This window comes from Bacillus sp. 7705b (assembly GCF_002289525.1).
Taxonomy (GTDB): domain Bacteria; phylum Bacillota; class Bacilli; order Bacillales; family Bacillaceae; genus Bacillus; species Bacillus halotolerans.
Window position 1 is genome coordinate 1 of the sequence record NZ_NSDH01000043.1, and the last position, 18,253, is coordinate 18,253.

16 protein-coding genes are annotated in these 18,253 nt (G+C 47.7%); 11 read left to right on the forward strand and 5 right to left on the reverse strand.

The genetic code is table 11. The annotated features are described in order from the left end of the window. The 6 genes from CJU60_RS16875 to CJU60_RS16900 all read left to right on the forward strand — a co-directional run. On the forward strand, positions 1-2,315 hold a 2,315-nt coding region (locus CJU60_RS16875), incomplete at its 5' end, for an exo-rhamnogalacturonan lyase family protein (protein ID WP_141243796.1). A gap of 122 nt (positions 2,316-2,437) precedes the next feature. Continuing rightward, complete coding sequence (locus tag CJU60_RS16880) at positions 2,438-3,946, forward strand: extracellular solute-binding protein (protein WP_095714411.1); 1,509 nt, start codon at positions 2,438-2,440, stop codon at positions 3,944-3,946. Positions 3,947-4,000: 54 nt separating this feature from the next. Then, positions 4,001-4,957 (forward strand): ABC transporter permease, encoded by a 957-nt coding sequence (locus CJU60_RS16885; RefSeq protein ID WP_095714387.1) that lies wholly within the window; start codon positions 4,001-4,003, stop codon positions 4,955-4,957. 13 nt (positions 4,958-4,970) lie between these two features. Next, complete coding sequence (locus tag CJU60_RS16890; RefSeq protein WP_095714388.1) at positions 4,971-5,858, forward strand: carbohydrate ABC transporter permease; 888 nt, start codon at positions 4,971-4,973, stop codon at positions 5,856-5,858. 8 nt (positions 5,859-5,866) lie between these two features. Then, a complete protein-coding gene (lplD, locus tag CJU60_RS16895; protein ID WP_095714389.1) occupies positions 5,867-7,210 on the forward strand; it encodes an alpha-galacturonidase LplD in 1,344 nt (447 codons plus the stop codon). A 75-nt stretch (positions 7,211-7,285) separates the two neighbouring features. Beyond that, positions 7,286-7,981, forward strand: a complete 696-nt coding sequence (locus CJU60_RS16900; RefSeq protein ID WP_024120513.1) for a DUF421 domain-containing protein — start codon at positions 7,286-7,288, stop codon at positions 7,979-7,981. 36 nt (positions 7,982-8,017) lie between these two features. On the opposite strand, the gene hmoA is transcribed toward CJU60_RS16900, so the two are convergent. The 3 genes from hmoA to CJU60_RS16915 all read right to left on the reverse strand — a co-directional run bounded on the left by hmoA (position 8,018) and on the right by CJU60_RS16915 (position 9,455). Further along, positions 8,018-8,341, reverse strand: coding sequence for a heme-degrading oxygenase HmoA (gene hmoA, locus CJU60_RS16905; protein WP_095714390.1), 324 nt, complete (start codon positions 8,339-8,341; stop codon positions 8,018-8,020). Positions 8,342-8,442: 101 nt separating this feature from the next. Further along, positions 8,443-8,805, reverse strand: a complete 363-nt coding sequence (locus CJU60_RS16910; protein WP_024120515.1) for a VOC family protein — start codon at positions 8,803-8,805, stop codon at positions 8,443-8,445. Between the two features lie 95 nt (positions 8,806-8,900). Next, entirely contained in the window at positions 8,901-9,455 is a 555-nt protein-coding gene (locus CJU60_RS16915; RefSeq protein WP_095714391.1) for a hypothetical protein, read from the reverse strand. Positions 9,456-9,652: 197 nt separating this feature from the next. Here CJU60_RS16915 and CJU60_RS16920 point away from each other — a divergent pair, with 197 nt between their 5' ends. The 3 genes from CJU60_RS16920 (at position 9,653) to CJU60_RS16930 (ending at position 11,605) form a co-directional block, all read left to right on the forward strand. Continuing rightward, positions 9,653-10,522 carry an STAS domain-containing protein gene (locus CJU60_RS16920; protein WP_024120517.1) on the forward strand — a complete coding sequence of 290 codons (870 nt, stop codon included), beginning with the start codon at positions 9,653-9,655 and terminating at the stop codon, positions 10,520-10,522. 155 nt (positions 10,523-10,677) lie between these two features. After that, the gene (locus tag CJU60_RS16925) at positions 10,678-10,845 is read left to right on the forward strand and encodes a YezD family protein (RefSeq protein WP_024120518.1); all 168 of its coding nucleotides are present in this window, start codon (positions 10,678-10,680) and stop codon (positions 10,843-10,845) included. 115 nt (positions 10,846-10,960) lie between these two features. After that, positions 10,961-11,605, forward strand: coding sequence for a Bax inhibitor-1/YccA family protein (locus CJU60_RS16930; protein WP_010333322.1), 645 nt, complete (start codon positions 10,961-10,963; stop codon positions 11,603-11,605). A gap of 187 nt (positions 11,606-11,792) precedes the next feature. Here the strand turns inward: CJU60_RS16930 and yetL are convergent, their stop codons facing one another. Then, positions 11,793-12,296 (reverse strand): transcriptional regulator YetL, encoded by a 504-nt coding sequence (yetL, locus tag CJU60_RS16935; RefSeq protein ID WP_024120520.1) that lies wholly within the window; start codon positions 12,294-12,296, stop codon positions 11,793-11,795. Positions 12,297-12,457: 161 nt separating this feature from the next. On the opposite strand from yetL, the gene CJU60_RS16940 reads away from it, so the two are divergent. Beyond that, complete coding sequence (locus CJU60_RS16940) at positions 12,458-13,567, forward strand: FAD-dependent oxidoreductase (protein WP_024120521.1); 1,110 nt, start codon at positions 12,458-12,460, stop codon at positions 13,565-13,567. A gap of 33 nt (positions 13,568-13,600) precedes the next feature. Here CJU60_RS16940 and CJU60_RS16945 read toward each other — a convergent pair whose 3' ends face one another. Continuing rightward, positions 13,601-14,671: a DUF3900 domain-containing protein gene (locus tag CJU60_RS16945; protein WP_095714392.1), complete on the reverse strand. Its 1,071-nt coding sequence runs from the start codon at positions 14,669-14,671 to the stop codon at positions 13,601-13,603. Between the two features lie 149 nt (positions 14,672-14,820). Here CJU60_RS16945 and CJU60_RS16950 point away from each other — a divergent pair, with 149 nt between their 5' ends. After that, positions 14,821-18,009: a bifunctional cytochrome P450/NADPH--P450 reductase gene (locus tag CJU60_RS16950; RefSeq protein ID WP_095714393.1), complete on the forward strand. Its 3,189-nt coding sequence runs from the start codon at positions 14,821-14,823 to the stop codon at positions 18,007-18,009. Positions 18,010-18,253: the final 244 nt, after the last annotated feature.

The window sequence follows — 18,253 nt, forward strand, 5'->3', positions numbered from 1 at the left end:
CGAAAAAGCTCATGATCCACGAGTCAAAGGATGCAATCCAAGTGGATACCGGGGCGCTTGTCTGCACTGTGAATAAAACGGGCTCCGACATCATTCAATCGCTGGTGATCAACGGAAAGCCGATCGCCGCAGGCGGGCGGCTGATCGCAATAAAGGAAACGAGAAAGGAGAAGGCGGCGGAAAAGGTTTTCTCTCATGAAACATCGGTCAGTCTTATAAAACGTGCGGTCATTGAACAGAGAGGTCCTGTAAAAGCAGTCATCAAGATTGAGGGGGTTCATGTACTCCAAAAGACAAATGAAGAATGGCTGCCCTTCATTATCAGATTGACGTTTTATGCCGGGCTTTCAGAGATGAATATCATGCACACTCAGCTGATCGACAGGAATTTCAAACGAGAGTTCATCAAAGGGCTTGGCATGCAGTTTGACCTCTTTTTACAGGGAGAGCCGTACAACCGCCATTTCCGTTTTGCGGGGGACAAAGGCGTTTATAAAGAACCCGCCCAGCTGTTTGGCACCCGCAAATGGAATGAACGGCATCCTCTTTATCAGCGGCACATCAACGGGGAACCGATTTCTCCAAGTGAAGAGCACAAGGATTGGTTCGCACACGGCGTACAGAACGCAGTTTGGAATGATATGAAACTCGTTCAGGACTCCAGCGATCATTACCGACTGGCAAAACGGACCGGCAAGGAATATTCGTGGGTTGACATGCTGCATGGTACGCGGGCGAAAGGGCTTTGCTATGCGGGCGGCGAAAATGGAGGCTTAGCGCTCGGTCTGCGGTATTTTTTTGAAAAATATCCGTCGTCACTTGAGATAACAGGTCTTGCCGGTGATCAACCGAACTTGACCGTATGGCTCTGGCCGCCAGACGCGGAAGCAATGGATTTCAGGCATTATACAGGGAACACCCATGTCGTCAGCGCGTACGAAGGGTTTGATGAGATGCGCTCTGATCCGACAGGCATTGCCAACACAAACGACATCAGCCTGTCATGCTTTTCTCAGATGCCGTCTGATGACGTGCTGAATGCGTTAGCGGACAAATGGCAGGCACCGCCATTGCTTATTTGTGAGCCGGACGTTTATTACGAGTCAAAAGCGCTTGGCGTTTGGAGTGTAATCGATACGGCCGATCCGGTCAAAAAAGAGCTGGAAGAACAGCTGGACGCCGCCTTCTTGTTTTATCAAAAAGAAGTGGAGCAGCGCAGATGGTACGGGTTCTGGAACTATGGGGACGTCATGCATACGTATGACCCGGTCCGGCATATGTGGCGGTATGATCTCGGCGGGTACGCGTGGCAAAATAATGAGCTCGTTCCGACCTTGTGGCTGTGGCAGGCGTTTTTCCGCTCCGGCAGAGAAGACTTATTCCGAATGGCTGAAGCAATGACCCGCCATACAAGTGAAACCGACTGTTTTCATCTCGGAGAATATGCGGGGCTTGGCTCCCGGCATAACGTGGTGCACTGGGGATGCGGCTGCAAGGAAGCGAGAATCAGCATGGCCGGTCTTTATAAATTCTACTATTATCTGACGGGCGATGAGCGCACGGGAGATCTTTTGACAGAAGTGAAGGACGCCGATGCCGCCCTAGTGAACACCGATCCGATGCGTGCTTTCTACGAGAAAGGAGAGCACCCGACTCACGTCAGAACGGGGCCGGACTGGGCGGCGTTTTGCTCGAACTGGCTGGCGGAATGGGAGCGGACTGAGAATCCTGAATATCTCAGGAAAATCCAAACTGGCATCAGCTGCCTGAAACGCCTGCCCCTTCGCTTATTATCAGGTCCGACGTTTGAATATGATCCGGCGACATCTATGCTTCATCACATGGGAGACGGCATCGCGGGCGGCTATCATATGATCATTGCGTTTGGCGCGCCGCAAGTGTGGATGGAGCTGGCAGAGCTTCTCGATGACCGTGAATGGGAGGAAATGCTGAGTGAATTCGGCGAGTTTTACACATTCAGTGATGAAGAAAAACGCAAAAAAAGCGGAGGGGCGCTCCATGATGGGCATTTTCACTGGCCGATGTTTGCGGCTGGTATGACAGCCTATGCTGCGAGAAAAAAACAAGACCATAACCTCGCCGAAAAAGCGTGGAATCTTTTGCTCGACCATAAACTGAGCCATACGCCGCTTCCGATCAACCCCGCGCAAATCGAGACGTGGACTCAGCTTGAAGAGCTTCCGTGGGTAACGACAAACACTGTCTCCCAATGGTGTTTAAATGTCATTGCGGCACTTGAATTAATTGGTGAATACCTCCCCGCAAAAAAAGATACATCCGGCAAAAAAGGATAACAGCCGTCAATTCATAGGAGAAATGATGCAAAAAATGAAGATTGCAAGAATTTATGTAAGCGCTTTATATTAGGGGTGGCAAAGGAGAAATGAAAAAGGAGAAAAAGGGGGACTTACGCATCATGAAAAAAAGAATACGAAAAAAATGGCTCGCTTTACCGCTCGCTGCCATGATGATAGCCGGGTGCAGCAATTCAGAAACATCCAATTCAGCGAGCGATTCAAAAAACACGATCAACATCATGGCGCCGCTGCTGTCACCGGAAAGCCCGAGTGATAAAAGCCCATCATTAAAAGCGTTAGAGAAATACACAGGCAAAGATATTAAGGTCACATGGGTGCCTGATTCATCCTACAACGATAAATTTAACATCGTCATGGCCTCTGGAGAGATGCCGCATGCGATTGTGATTAAAGATAAGTCAGCCGGCTTTATTAAGTCTGTCAAAGCGGGCGCTTTTTGGGAGCTGTCTCCTTATTTAAAAGACTACAAGAATGTAAGCCAGGCTGATGAAAAGATACTCAAGAACAGCTCGGTAAATGGCGAGGTGTACGGGGTCTACAGATCGAGAGACTTGATCAGAGCCTGTATGATCATCAGAACCGACTGGCTCAAAAACGTCGGGCTCGAAATGCCGGAAACGCTTGATGATTTTTATGAAGTGCTGAAGGCCTTTAAGGAAAAAGATCCTGACGGAAACGGCAAGGACGATACGTACGGCATGGTCGTGCCGAAATGGATGGGGCTTGGCAACGGAAGCCCGTGGGATGTTCTGCAAATCTGGTTCGGCGCCCCGAATCGCTACGGCGTTGAAAACGGGAAGCTGGTGCCTGATTTTACAACGAAGGAATATATGGAGGCGCTCACCTTCTTTAAGAAGCTGTATGATGAAGGCTTGATCAACAAGGATTTCGCTGTTATGGATTCGGCGAAGTGGAATGATCCGGTTGTAAAAGGAAAAGCGGGTGTCATCGTTGATACAGGCTCCAGAGCGTCGCAAATTCAAAGCGCCATGGAAGAAGCGGATGAGTCGAACAAGGATATCATTGATATCGTCGGCACAGTAGAAGGACCAAAAGGCAAGCGCACTTTCCCGACATCAGGATATTCAGGCATGATCGCGATACCAAAATCAAGTGTGAAAACGGAAAAAGAGCTGAAAGAGGTGCTGTCCTTCCTTGATAAGCTGAACGATAAGGAAGCACAGATTCTGACCAACAACGGAGTGGAGGACCGTAATTATGAGCTGAAGGACGGCGTATTCACTTCTCTTGAAAAAAACAACAAATCCCTCCTGTATGAGCATGAAGGCTTGGCTCAATTCAGCATGTCCATCCCGAAAAGCGAGTACTACATCGAAGATCAGAAAACAAAGCTCTTCCAGCATCGCAAGGACATCATCACTGAAGGAGAAAAAATAGCCGTCTTTAACCCGGCTGAGTCGCTTGTATCCGATGTATATACCCAAAAAGGAGCCCAGCTTGACAACATCATTCTTGATGCGAGAACGCAATTTATTATTGGAGAAATCGATGAAAAAGGCTTCAAGGATGCGGTGAAGCTTTGGGAAAACAGCGGCGGAAATGAACTGATGAAGGATTTAAACAAATTGTATCAATCGTCAAAATAAACCGATGCGCCTGCCGTTCAGCGGGCGCACCGGTATCACGAAAGGAGAACAGATATGGAAACGGTGCCGAAGAAGGGAAACGCACCAGTTCTCACTGCTGGAAAAGGCATCAGCTGGATGGCTGCGCTCAAAAGAGACAAATGGCTTTATCTTCTTCTTATTCCCGGTCTGCTTTATTTTCTGATTTTCAAATACCTGCCGATGTGGGGCGTGCTTATCGCGTTTAAGGATTATTCGCCATATCTCGGCTTCTGGAAAAGCGAATGGGTCGGTCTTGATTATTTTAAAGATTTTTTTATGAATCCGGATTTTTTCCGGCTGCTGCGCAACACGCTCATGCTGGCAAGCCTTGATCTGCTGTTTGCCTTTCCCGCGCCGCTCATTTTGGCTTTGCTGTTGAATGAGCTGAGGAAGGCTGTGTATAAAAGGTGCATTCAGACCCTTATTTACGTGCCCCATTTTGTCTCATGGACAATCGTGGTCAGCATCACCTTTGTTTTCTTTACAGTCGATACAGGGGTCATCAACAAAATGGTCATGAGCCTGACAGGGAATCAGATTTCTTTCTTATCAGACGCTGACTGGTTCCGGCCGATGATTGTCATGCAAAGCATCTGGAAGGAGACAGGCTGGGGAACGATTTTATTTCTCGCCGCTTTGGCAACGGTGGATCAGGAGCAATATGAGGCGGCGATTATGGATGGGGCCGGCCGGTTTAGGCGGATGTGGCATATTACGCTTCCGGCAATCAGAAGCACCATCATTGTTCTTTTGATTTTAAGGATCGGAAGCTTTTTAAATATCGGTTTTGAACAGGTGTATTTGATGACAAACTCGCTTAACCGCAGCGTGGCTGACATCTTCGACACGTACGTTTACATGATGGGGATTACCCAAGGCGCGTACAGCTACAGCACAGCTGTCGGTTTGTTTAAATCGGTTGTCGGGATTATCTTAATTTTCGGTGCCAATTACATCGCGAAAAAGTTCGATCAGGAAGGATTGTTTTAGAGGAGGGAGAGGTATGGCTGACATTCACACGATGCACAACACAAAAGCCGGACGGGTATTTGACGTCTGCAACATTTTGTTTCTTGGCGGCGTCGGCGCGATTACCATTTTGCCGTTTTTGTATATTATCGCCGGTTCCTTTGCGACAGAAGCTGAGCTTGCTCAGCGCAGCTTCTTTATTTTCCCGAAAACCTTTACCCTTGACGCTTATCGGTATGTGTTTTCGACACCGACGTTTATCAGAAGTATGGGCGTATCCATCTTCATCACTGTAGTCGGGACAGCCGTGCAATTGTTTTTCACCTTTACGATGGCGTATCCGCTGGCGAAGCGGCATGTGAAGGGACGGAATCTGCTTTTAAACCTGGTGATTTTCTCGATGCTGTTTTCCGGGGGGATGATTCCGACGTATCTTGTTGTCAAATCACTTGGATTGCTGGATTCCTATTGGGCGTTGATCCTGCCAATGGCGATCAATCCGTTTAACCTCATTATTATCAAAAACTTCTTTCAGCAGCTGCCGCAGGAGCTTGAGGAATCAGCAAAAATTGACGGCTGTTCAGAAATCGGCGTTTTTTGGCGGATCGCTTTGCCGCTGTCGAAGCCGGTCATTGCCACCTTTGCGCTGTTTTATGCGGTCGGAATTTGGAATGATTTCTTCCATGCTCTCTTATATATCAATGACAGTGCAAAATGGCCGCTGCAAATGGTGCTCCGCCAGGTCACGATTTTATCGGACTTAACGGCGACCAATGGCGATACGATGCAAAATACCATTCCGCCGGAGCAGGGGATTAAGCTTGCTGTCATCGTCATCGCGACCATACCGATTTTGGCGGTTTATCCATTTTTACAAAAACATTTTGCCAAAGGAATGCTGATCGGTTCTGTGAAAGGCTGAGAAAGGGAGTGTTTCATATCAGTACGTTAGATCAGATCAAAATCGCCTATATCGGCGGGGGTTCCCAAGGCTGGGCCCGAAGCTTGATGAGCGATTTGTCCCTTGATGACCGAATGTCAGGCACGGTGGCGCTCTATGATCTGAATTTTGAAGCGGCGCAGAAAAATGAAATCATCGGCAATCACAGCGGAGACGGCAGATGGCGGTACGAGGCGGTTTCTACTTTGAAAAAGGTATTATCCGGTGCGGATATCGTGATTATTTCGATTTTGCCGGGCACTCTGGATGACATGGAAACGGACGTTCATCTGCCTGAGCGATACGGCATCTATCAATCAGTTGGTGATACTGTCGGACCGGGGGGAATTATGAGAGGTTTGCGGGCCGTTCCGATGTTTGCAGAAATTGCCCGGGCAATAAGAGACTACGCCCCCGAATCATGGGTCATCAATTATACAAACCCAATGTCTGTTTGCACGAGAACGCTGTATAAAGTGTTTCCGGGCATAAAAGCGTTCGGCTGCTGCCACGAAGTATTCGGCACGCAAAAACTGCTGGCGGAGATGGTTACAGATAGGCTTGGACTAGAGGTAAAGCGGCGTGAAGACGTCCATGTTCATGTGCTGGGCATTAACCATTTTACATGGGTCACAGCAGCTTCTTACCGGCATATTGATCTGCTGCCAGTTTTCCATGATTTCTGTGCGCATTATGCCGAATCCGGCTATGAGCTGGAGGGGGAAAGCTGGAAGGACAGTGTATTTCGCTCTGCACACCGTATTGCATTCGATTTATTTGAAACGTACGGTGCCATCCCCGCTGCCGGTGACAGGCACCTGGCTGAGTTTTTCCCCGGTTGTTATCTCAAACAGCCTGAGACATGGAAGTTTCACCTGACACCCATATCCTTCAGAAAACAGGACAGAGACCGGAAACAAAAAGAAACGGACCACATGGCACAGCAAAAACAGGGTGTTGAGAGGAAAGCATCAGGAGAAGAGGGCGTGAATATCATTGCGGCGCTCCTCGGACTGGGCGAACTTGTAACAAATGTGAATCTGCCGAATCAAGGCCAGGTCGCTCATCTCCCATTAGATGCGATCGTGGAAACAAACGCATTCATTACCCGCAACCGTGTCCAGCCGATTGTTTCCGGAGCGCTGCCGAAGGGTGTGGAAATGCTGGCGGCACGACACGTATCCAATCAGGAGGCAGTGGCGGAAGCGGGGCTAACAAAGGACCGCGGTCTCGCTTTTCAAGCGTTTCACAATGACCCGCTTGTCACGCTCGACCGCCGTGATGCGGAGCAGCTTTTTGACGACATGCTTTCAAAGCACCAGCCGATATTATAATAGGAGCAGTGACCGTTTAGAAAACGTGCAGTTGACCATAATGATAGTAGCTCTTAAGAAGTAGGTGCTATCAACATGGGAGATTATCTCAATGTAGCGGTAGAATTAGTTTGCGGTTTGGGCATTTTATTTGTCATTTTGAAGTTTCTCGGAAAAACCCAATTCTCTCAAATCACTCCGTTTGACTTTATTTCTGCATTGATTTTAGGGGAACTGGTCGGAAATGCAGTGTACGATCATGAAATTAAGATCAAAGAGATTATTTTCGCTTCGCTGCTGTGGGGGCTGCTGATTTATATGATTGAATTCATTACCCAAAAAGTAAAAGGGTCCAGAAAATTCCTGGAAGGTGAACCGAATATCGTCATCCATAATGGAAAGCTCAAATATGAAATGCTGAAGAAAAACAAGCTCGACATTAATCAGCTGCAGAGCCTTTTAAGGCAGGCCGGCTGCTTTTCCATACAGGAAGTGGAATATGCCATATTAGAAACAAACGGGATGGTCAGCGTTCTTCAGAAATCCGATTTTGGCAATCCGACGAGAAAAGATATGAATCTTCCGCAGCAAAATGTGTCTTTGCCCACCACGTTAATTCTTGATGGGGAGATTGTGTATGACAACCTGCGAGAAGCAGGGGTAGACGAACAGTGGCTGAAGCAAACGCTGAAAAAGCAGGGGATTGAAAAGATTGAGGATGTATTATTTGCTGAATGGCATCCTAATAAACCGCTGTACGCTATCACATTTGAAGAAAGCAGATCCTCATGAAAAAAGAGCTTGCGGCATAGCCCAAGCTCTATTTCGTTATTGATGAGTCCCTTGTTTAACAGCTCTCACGTGATACATGCTCACTTCAGTGCTGATCATATAGTCAGGCTTTGGCTTGCCTTTGTTCGCTTTATGACCGGCGATATGCGCATCGCTTTTTTCCCACTGTTTCCAGTAATCTTCGGATTGCCAGCGGATCATGACAACGACTTCCTCATCGCCGCGGCGGACGTTTTTCTCAAGCACGGTCACATCTATTAAGCCTTCCTGTTTTTCAATGATTCCTTCAGCGCTGAAACGTTCGATCACTTTATCAGCATGGCCTTCTTTTACCGTCATTTTTCTTAACTGAACAAACATTTATCTCTCTCCAATCACGCTCATATATCCGTTATTGTAAATGAAATTCATTCTCAATGTCAAAAAAAGAGCACGGCGGAGCATTTTCTCCGCCGTCACACTTATGCTTTCAATAAAAACTCATTGCCGTCCTCGTCCTGAAATTGAACAAAGGTGCCCCACTCCATCTGGTTCGGCTCACTGAGAAATTCTACGCCGTTTGCCTTCATTCTTTCATATGTACCAAAGATGTCTTCACACTCAAAGACAATAGAAGCCTTCATGTGTTCGGCGCCTTTCATCATCGCTTTCGGATAAATGACTAAACGAGTCTGTGCCCCCGTGGGCGCGACCTCCAGCCAGCTTGCGTTTGGCCCCATCGGATGGTCCGCCACAATGTCAAAACCCACCTTCTCCGACCAAAATTGCTTCGCTTTCTGCTGATCCTCAACATATACAGCCACAGTGCCGATTTGTTTGATCATAGGGAAACCTCCAATTCAATAGATATGTATATCATAACCTTTATAAAGCTGAAGTAACACAGAAAAATCAGCCGGGAGAACCGGCTGATTTACCATTAAAATGAGCAGCTTACGACATCTATATGTTTTGTGTCCAATGCGTAATAAAACCAGCGGTGGTGTGAGGCATCCCAATAAAAGCCGCCGACGGATTCTCTTCCAAGAATGACTGGATAGAACCAAAATGAGCTGCCGTTGGTTAACCAAACATAGGTAAAACGGAAGAGACAAGGCTGAATGAGAACGGGTTCAACTAAATAAGCTGCCCCATGCAAGCCCTGAGGCTTTGTCGGTTTTGCCGGCTTTTTATGCGGGGGAGGACCTTGCGGCGCCCCGCCTCCAACACCGGGCACAGCGCCTCCGCCAATACCAGGCCCAGCGCCTCCGCCGAAACCAGGCACGGCCCCCCCGCCAATACCAGGCCCAGCGCCTCCGCCAAAACCAGGCACGGCCCCCCCGCCAATACCAGGCCCAGCACCCCCGCCGATACCGGGTACGGCGCCTCCGCCGATACCAGGCCCTGGATATCCAACTGGGTAGCGGTAATCATATTCTACTGGAGTCCATGGATCATAGATCGGCCCATCATACATATATGGATCATAATACATATCATAACGTCCTTTCTCATAGTAAACTGTACATTTGACAGGATATGAGAGTGGGCTTATATTAGTGAATCTGCCTATGGATAGAATTGGCATGCGCTCATTGTGCAGAATCAATCCATTTTTCCCTAGTCCCATTCACAATTCCGATTTATAATTTTATAATATAAGAGCTTCTATTATGAAAAAGGAGACAGACCGTGAATATCGATCAAAAACTATATCAATATATCATAGACCATACGGCTGACATTACTGAGAAATGGTTCAGTTTACGAAGTCAGCTGCAAGGCGAATTATATTCCGCCGAGCATTTAAGTGAAGAAACCAAAAAGCTTTTGACAGAGCAGCATACGTTTACGAATATAACAATCGCAAGTGCATTCCTGGAGGAACAAACCGAATTTCAAGACAATATGGCAAAATGGGCGCTGAATGTTGCGAAAAAAAGAGTAGAGCAAGATGTTCCGGTGCATGAGGTCGTCGAAGCCATATCAAATTCAAGAATCGCATTCTGGGATGCTGTCGTTACGTTTATAAAAGAGCATCGGGATATCGTCACAAATGAGGATGCTGACCGCTGGAACCGTATTGTGAATCAGTCTTTCGATAAGCTGATTATTGAGTTTTCCGAGCAGTATCAAAAATTTATGCTGATGAGGCTCACTTCTCAGCAGGAATTGATCAGTGAATTAGGCTGTCCGGTGATTTCCATTGCGGATGGAATCGGCATATTGCCGCTGATTGGCTCTGTAGACACAAAACGTGCGCAGGTGATTTTAGAGACAGTGCCGGTCCGATGCATTGAGAGAAAAATCACAAGTCTTGTTGTCGATCTTTCCGGCGTCCCGATTGTGGATACAATGGTTGCACAGCAATTGTACAACCTGTCAAAAACACTTTTCTTACTTGGCGTCAAAGCCGTATTTTCAGGCATTCGGCCGGATGTCGCCCAAACATCCATTCAATTAGGGCTTGATTTCAGTGAATATGAAACATACGGCACGCTGAAGCAGGCGCTTGAAAACATGGGCGTCCGCTGTATTGTTGAGGAATTGGAACAAAACTAAGATGAAATCTGATTAGGCATATGACCGCCCCTTGATGAGGTGATCATATGCCTTTTTGATGTGAATAGAAATCACCATTGATTTATTGGAAAAAACATAATATTATAATTCTTATAAGAATACTATGAATTAAAACCGAACAGGGGGGAAGGTCATTGGTTTCAAAAACAACCGTTGATCCGAAAGTGATTGAAAAAATTATCAGCTCGTTGGAAACACTGGATTTCGGCACCGTTCAAATCACCGTACACGATTCCCAGGTCACACAGATTGAGAAGGTCGAAAAGCACCGTTTCTCACTGAAAAGCAAAGAATCGAAGTAAAAGAGGTGTTTAAAAGGTTTTTGTTCGACATTAAATTCTCCTTAAAACATATACATATTTCATCCATTTTTTATATAATAGACCTTTAAGATCATTTCTTGGGAGGATTCTTGACATGCAAGCTACAGTTCATGAGAGTAAGCATTCGATCATGCAGCGCATTTTGACAGTGTTTATCTTTACACTGCTGATCGCAACCGTCGGGCTGTACATCGGCCAGTTTATTCCTGTCGCTTTGATGCTGCCGCTTTCGATCCTTGAAGTGGCGATGATTATTATCGCCTTCTGGATGCGCAGAAGAAAAGCGGTCGGGTATGCGTTTGTTTATACATTCGCCTTCGTTTCCGGCATTACCCTATTTCCGATTGTCAGCCACTACGCTTCAATAGCCGGCGCCTATGTGGTACTTGAAGCGTTCGGATCTACATTTTTAATTTTTGCTGTGCTCGGTACAATCGGCGCAAAAATGAAGAAGGATTTATCGTTCCTGTCGTCGTTTCTGCTCGTAGCGCTCATCGCACTAATTGCGGTTGGCATTTTCAGCATCTTCAGCCCGCTGAATTCCGCGGCGATGATGGCGTATTCCGTTATTGGAACCATCGTCTTTTCCCTTTACATCTTGTATGATTTGAACCAAATCAAACACCGCGATATTACGGAGGACTTAATTCCGGTTATGGCATTATCGCTGTACCTTGACTTTATCAACTTGTTCATCAACCTGCTTCGCTTCTTTGGCATTTTAAGCAGTGATGATTAATCAGAAAGCGCCTGTCATTGAGATAGGCGCTTTTTGTAACGGTTGGCGTTTTTTTATGTACAGTGGATTGACAAAGGTGTCCGGCATTTTTACATCTGTTCTGATCGGCATTGTGTTTGTGATCAACGGCATATTTGTCACCGTGCTTAAAAAAAGTGCTGTAGCCTGTCCAGACCGGATGGGTTTTTTAGTCTTTAAACACGCTCAGCTTTTCAAAAAGATCGCCCAGCATATTCACGAACATGTCTTTTTCCTCATCGCTGTAGTTTTCCATAACAGCGGAAATCTTGCTGAAATGGCCGGGCAGAAATTGCTTCAGCCGTTCTTTGCCTTCCATTGTCAGCTCAATGCTGATTTTTCGTTTATCCTCGTTATGATGCCTGCGACGGACAAATCCGTCCCTCGCCAGTCCGTCAAGCAGCCCGGTAATCGTTGCTTTTGTGACGTTCGATTGCTTGGCGAGCTCCGTCGGGCTTAACGTGTGGTCCTTTGCGTCGAACAAAAGCATCAGGATTTTAAATTTTCCTTCAGACAGTCCGCGTCTGGCGAAATAATGCTCCATCACATGATTCATTTTTTTCGAAATATCAAACAAAGATAAAAATAATTCAAGAGAACCGGTGTCCACATTGGAATACGTCTCGGCATGTTCTGTTATATGCTTGTATTTCGGTAAATGTTTTAATTCCATCACAATAAGCTCCCGTACGTTTGTCGTGACACGATTATAATGGAGGGAAAATCAGAACGCAACCCGTGTTGGAGATGATTGACAGCTGTTTGCCGCACATAGTAAGGTAATATAGTTAGGTACCTAACTATATACAGAGAACTGAAAAGGTGGTTATCAACATGAAACATATACTGATTGCGGGGGGCGGAATCGGCGGGCTGTCGGCAGCCATTTCTCTCAGTAAAGCAGGTTTTTCCGTCACCTTATGTGAAGCGGCTGCAGAAAACCGCAAGACCGGCGCAGGGATTCTCCAGCCGCAAAACGCACTGGCGGTGTTAAAGGAGCTGGGCGTATTTGAAGAGTGCTGCGAGCATGGATTTCAAACAGCATGGTTTAAAACCTTCGATAAGCAGGGGAATCTATTATTCAAAGTCAGTGAGTCTTTCTTAGATGATAAGCTTCCGGGCCGCAATAATATCCTGCGAAAAATGTTAAATGATATTCTCATCAAGCATGCCGAAGCTTCGGGCGCAAGGATTTTGTGGGGGAAAAAGATTGTGGCTTATGAAGAAACGCCTGAAGCGGTTACCGCTGTATTTGATGATGGAGAAAAGGTGCAGGCCGACATTCTGGCGGGCTTTGACGGCATTCATTCCATTGTGCGGGATGCCATGCTGCAAAAAGAAATAGAAAAAGAGTTTCTCGGCATGGGGGCGTGGCGCTTTTATATCGAACTTCCCGATTATACCTTTGAGGACGCGACATTGATGTTTAGAAGCGGAGAGACACAAATCGGCGTCGTGCCGCTTGCGGAACACGCCGGCTATGTTTTCGTCCTTCAGCCTTGCGCGAGCGATTATTGGGATGAGGAAGAGACCCGGTTTGATAGAGTCAAAGAGATCCTCTCAGGCTTCCCGGGGCTTGATTTTGTCACAAAGCATATGTCAAAAGAACACCCCGTCATTTTTAATAAACTGGAGCAAGTCGCAGTACAGGAGCCATGGTACAAAGGCCGCGTCGTCATCGGGGGAGACGCCGCCCATGCCGGAGCGCCGACCTTGGCACAAGGAGCGGCAATGGCCATCGAGGATGCCATGGTCCTCGCCGAAGAACTCAAAAACCACGACGGCATCAAAACCGCATTTCAGGCATACTTCGAAAGAAGAGCGCCAAGAGCGCTCAAAGTGCAGGACTTATCTTCAGAAATCGTCCGCCGCGGGCTGAAAGGCCAGCCGGGAGCGGAAGAGCTGATCGGGGAGTGTTATGCGGTGTTGAGAGAAGGATATTAAAGAGGAAAAGTCCAGAATTGAATTCTGGACTTTTTATTCTTGCTCTGTTTTATTCCGTATCCGCTCAATCACCTCATGCAGCCCCTCAGGCTTATAAAACTCCACCGGCGAACTGCCCTTCTCAAACGAAATCGTCTCCGCTTCAATCAGCGCGACATAGCGCCCGTTCACCTTCGCAAGATGAATCGATTCGCCAAAATCAGCTAGCAATCCCTTAATCTCGGTTTCTCCGACTTTCATTTTCAGCTCGGCTTCCGGCGTGTGCTCGATAATCTGGGCGGAGGCTTCGATCACTTGATGCGTGTCGAGGCGTTCTTGGATTTCCCGTTTTTCGCTCGCTTCCCAGATTTCGATGTCTTGTTCAAACTGCTTGAGCTCTTCACTGTTGTCCTCAAATGTCTCATAGACGTGCTCCTGCACCATGTTCATGACCTGGGTTTTCATGATTTCCGGCATTGATTCGCCGTACTCAACGAATTTCAGGAAATCCTCGAAATAGCGGGCGTGCGAGGCTTGGTGGATTTTCAGCTCGCCTTCCTCGACCATTCCTTCCTCCGGCATGAACGGGTATTGGATGCTCTTCATGTTTTTTGTCGTGATGGCCATTTCGACTTTTTTAATGAGGGAAGACGCGTCTGAGATGCGGGCGACCTTCGGCTCAAAATCACATTTCATAATGAAGACAAATGACTCGTCGAAGTACTTTCTCGGCACAGCCGAAGCGACTAAGAACACACCGCCGCGGACCGCGCTTGTATCTAGGTACGTGCGGACGAACTGTTCGCTCAGCTCGTTAAAGTCCTCTTTTGTTTCCGCCAGGCGCGCACGGTTGAACATGTTGTAGTTCGGGTTGGAATCCAGCTCGTGGCCGGGTTCGACGATAAAATGGCCGATTTTCGTCGGCACCTGCTCGGATTGGGGATGGCGATCCGCTTTCCGTTTGACGATTTTTTTCAGCTCGCCGTCAAGAAAGTCCTTCAGTTCGCTTTCTTCAAATTCCTCTGTATCAAGGGTCTGGAAGTGCTTGAATTGCTTGTTTGCCTGCTCATCCTTGCCCTCCACCTGTATGACATAAAAGGATAAAAATCGAATTTCAAAATCCATATATGAACTCACCTTATTTGCGTATTGTACAGCTTCTCAAGTATAGAAAAAACAATGATCAGGCGTCAATCAGAGAAATGGAATAATCGTCACCATGAAAGGGAAATGTAGTCAGATAGAAAGCATTACATACGGAAAGGAATGGTTCGATGAAGGAAACAAGCCCGATTCCTCAGCCGAAGACGTTTGGACCGCTCGGCAATCTTCCTTTAATTGATAAAGATAAACCGACCCTGTCACTGATCAAATTGGCGGAAGAGCAAGGCACCATTTTTCAAATTCACACACCGGCGGGCACGACAATTGTGGTGTCCGGCCATGAACTCGTGAAAGAAGTTTGTGATGAAGAGCGTTTCGATAAAAGCATTGAAGGCGCTTTGGAAAAAGTTCGCGCGTTTTCCGGTGACGGATTGTTTACAAGCTGGACGCATGAGCCCAACTGGAGAAAAGCGCACAACATTCTGATGCCGACGTTCAGCCAGCGGGCCATGAAGGATTATCATGAAAAAATGGTCGATATCGCTGTTCAGCTGATTCAAAAGTGGGCCAGGCTCAATCCGAATGAAGCAGTCGACGTCCCTGCGGATATGACCCGGCTGACGCTGGACACGATCGGGTTATGCGGATTTAACTATCGTTTTAACAGCTACTACAGAGAAACGCCTCATCCGTTTATCAACAGCATGGTGCGCGCGCTGGATGAAGCGATGCACCAGATGCAGCGGCTTGATGTTCAAGATAAACTCATGGTCAGAACAAAGCGCCAATTCCACCACGATATTCAAACGATGTTTTCGTTAGTCGACAGCATTATTGCAGAGCGCAAGGCGGATGGGGATCAGGATGAAAAAGACTTGCTCGCCCGGATGCTGAAGGTGGAAGATCCGGAGACCGGGGAAAAGCTTGATGATGAAAACATCCGTTTTCAGATCATTACATTTTTAATTGCCGGCCATGAAACAACGAGCGGTCTGCTTTCGTTTGCGATCTACTTTTTATTGAAGCATCCCGACAAATTGAAAAAGGCGTATGAAGAGGTCGACCGGGTGCTGACGGATGCAGCGCCGACCTATAAACAAGTGCTTGACCTGAAATACATCCGGATGATTTTAAATGAATCATTGCGTCTATGGCCGACGGCTCCGGCTTTCAGCCTTTATCCGAAGGAAGATACGGTCATTGGCGGAAAATATCCGATCACAACCAAGGACAGAATTTCTGTCTTGATTCCGCAGCTTCACCGCGATCAAGACGCATGGGGAGAGGATGCTGAGGAATTCCGTCCAGAACGGTTCGAACATCAGGACCAAGTGCCTCATCATGCTTACAAGCCGTTCGGGAATGGACAGAGAGCCTGTATTGGCATGCAGTTCGCCCTGCATGAGGCTACACTTGTGCTGGGCATGATTTTAAAATATTTCACTTTGATTGATCATGAGAATTATGAGCTTGATATCAAACAAACGCTGACACTTAAGCCCGGTGATTTTCACATCCGGGTTCAAACGCGAAATCAGGAAGCGATTCATGCCGGCGTCCCGTCTGAGGAAAAAGCGGAGCACAACGATGAACAAAAGGGCAAACAGGAAACGAAAAGTGCATCGGTTATCGGTCTCAACAACCGGCCGCTTCTCGTACTGTACGGCTCTGATACCGGCACTGCGGAAGGCGTCGCCCGGGAGCTTGCAGATACAGCCAGTCTTCACGGCGTAAGGACTGAGGTTGCGCCCTTGAACGATCAGATTGGAAAGCTGCCGAAAGAGGGAGCCGTTGTGATCGTCACCTCTTCCTACAATGGAAAACCGCCAAGCAATGCGGGGCAGTTTGTGCAGTGGCTTGAAGAAATACAGCCGGGTGAGCTTGAGGGTGTCCATTATGCGGTGTTTGGCTGCGGAGATCATAACTGGGCAAGCACGTATCAGTACGTTCCCCGAACGATTGACGAGCAGCTAGCGGAAAAAGGGGCGACCCGTTTTTCTGCACGCGGAGAGGGCGATGTCAGCGGTGATTTTGAAGGACAGCTTGACCAGTGGAAAAAAAGCATGTGGTCAGACGCCATCAAAGCCTTCGGACTCGAGCTTAATGAAAACGCTGATAAGGAGAGAAGCACGCTGAGCCTTCAGTTTGTCAGGGGGCTGGGAGAATCCCCATTAGCCCGGTCGTATGAAGCGGTTCACGCATCCATTGCGGAAAATCGTGAACTCCAGTCCGCAGACAGTGGGCGCAGCACCCGCCATATTGAAATTGCGCTGCCTTCTGGCGTCGAATACCGGGAGGGCGATCACCTTGGCGTTCTGCCAAGGAACAGCCGGACAAATGTCAGCCGGATTCTTCACAGATTCGGCTTAAAAGGAACTGACCAAGTTACACTGACGGCAAGCGGGCGCAGCTCCGGGCATCTGCCTTTGGATCGGCCTGTCAGCCTGCATGATCTGCTCAGCTACAGCGTCGAGGTGCAGGAAGCGGCAACAAGGGCGCAAATACGCGAGCTGGCCGCATTTACCGTCTGTCCGCCTCATAAACGTGAATTGGAAGATATGACGGAAGAGGGCGTTTATCAGGAACAAATTTTGAAAAAACGGATTTCCATGCTGGATCTGCTCGAACAATATGAAGCATGTGAAATGCCGTTTGAACGGTTTTTAGAGCTTTTACGCCCGTTAAAACCGCGGTATTATTCGATTTCAAGCTCTCCGCGGGTGAATCCGGAACAAGCCTCGATAACTGTAGGCGTTGTGCGCGGGCCGGCTTGGAGCGGCCGCGGCGAATATCGCGGAGTGGCATCGAATGACTTGGCGGAGCGGAAGGCGGGAGATGATGTCGTGATGTTTGTCCGCACACCGGAATCCCGATTTCAGCTCCCGGAAGACCCTGAAACACCAATCATCATGGTGGGGCCGGGAACAGGGGTTGCGCCATTCCGCGGATTCCTGCAAGCCCGGTCAGCTTTAAAACGCGAGGGAAAAACGCTCGGCGAAGCCCATCTTTATTTTGGCTGCAGAAATGACCGCGATTTTATTTACCGGGATGAGCTTAAGCAGTTTGAACAAGACGGAATTGTTACTGTGCACACGGCTTATTCCCGTAAAGAAGGCATACCGAAAACGTACGTTCAGCACCTCATGGCGGAACATGCGGAAACCTTAATTTCGATCCTCGACCGCGGCGGCCGGCTTTATGTATGCGGTGACGGCAGCAGGATGGCGCCTGATGTGGAGGCCGCGCTGCAAAACGCATATCAGTCTGTTCATGGCACCAGTGAAGAAGAAGCGCAAAACTGGCTCAAACATCTGCAGGAAACAGGCATGTATGCAAAGGATGTCTGGTCAGGGATTTGATTGTTTTTACAAAGGACTGGAAAGATCCAGTCCTTTTGTTATGTCCTTTTTAAAAAAATGTGATCTCGCTAAACGTCTGTGCATACAATAACCACAGTCCGCCTGATGGGCGGGCTGTCCTTAAGACCTATTTCTCGTTTTTGCTAGTTTATGTTATTCTTATACTCGGTATCTATTTCTTTTTTTCCAAAAGCGGGCATGACAAAAGAAACCTTTTTTATTTACGAGAAAAAAAGTGAAACGA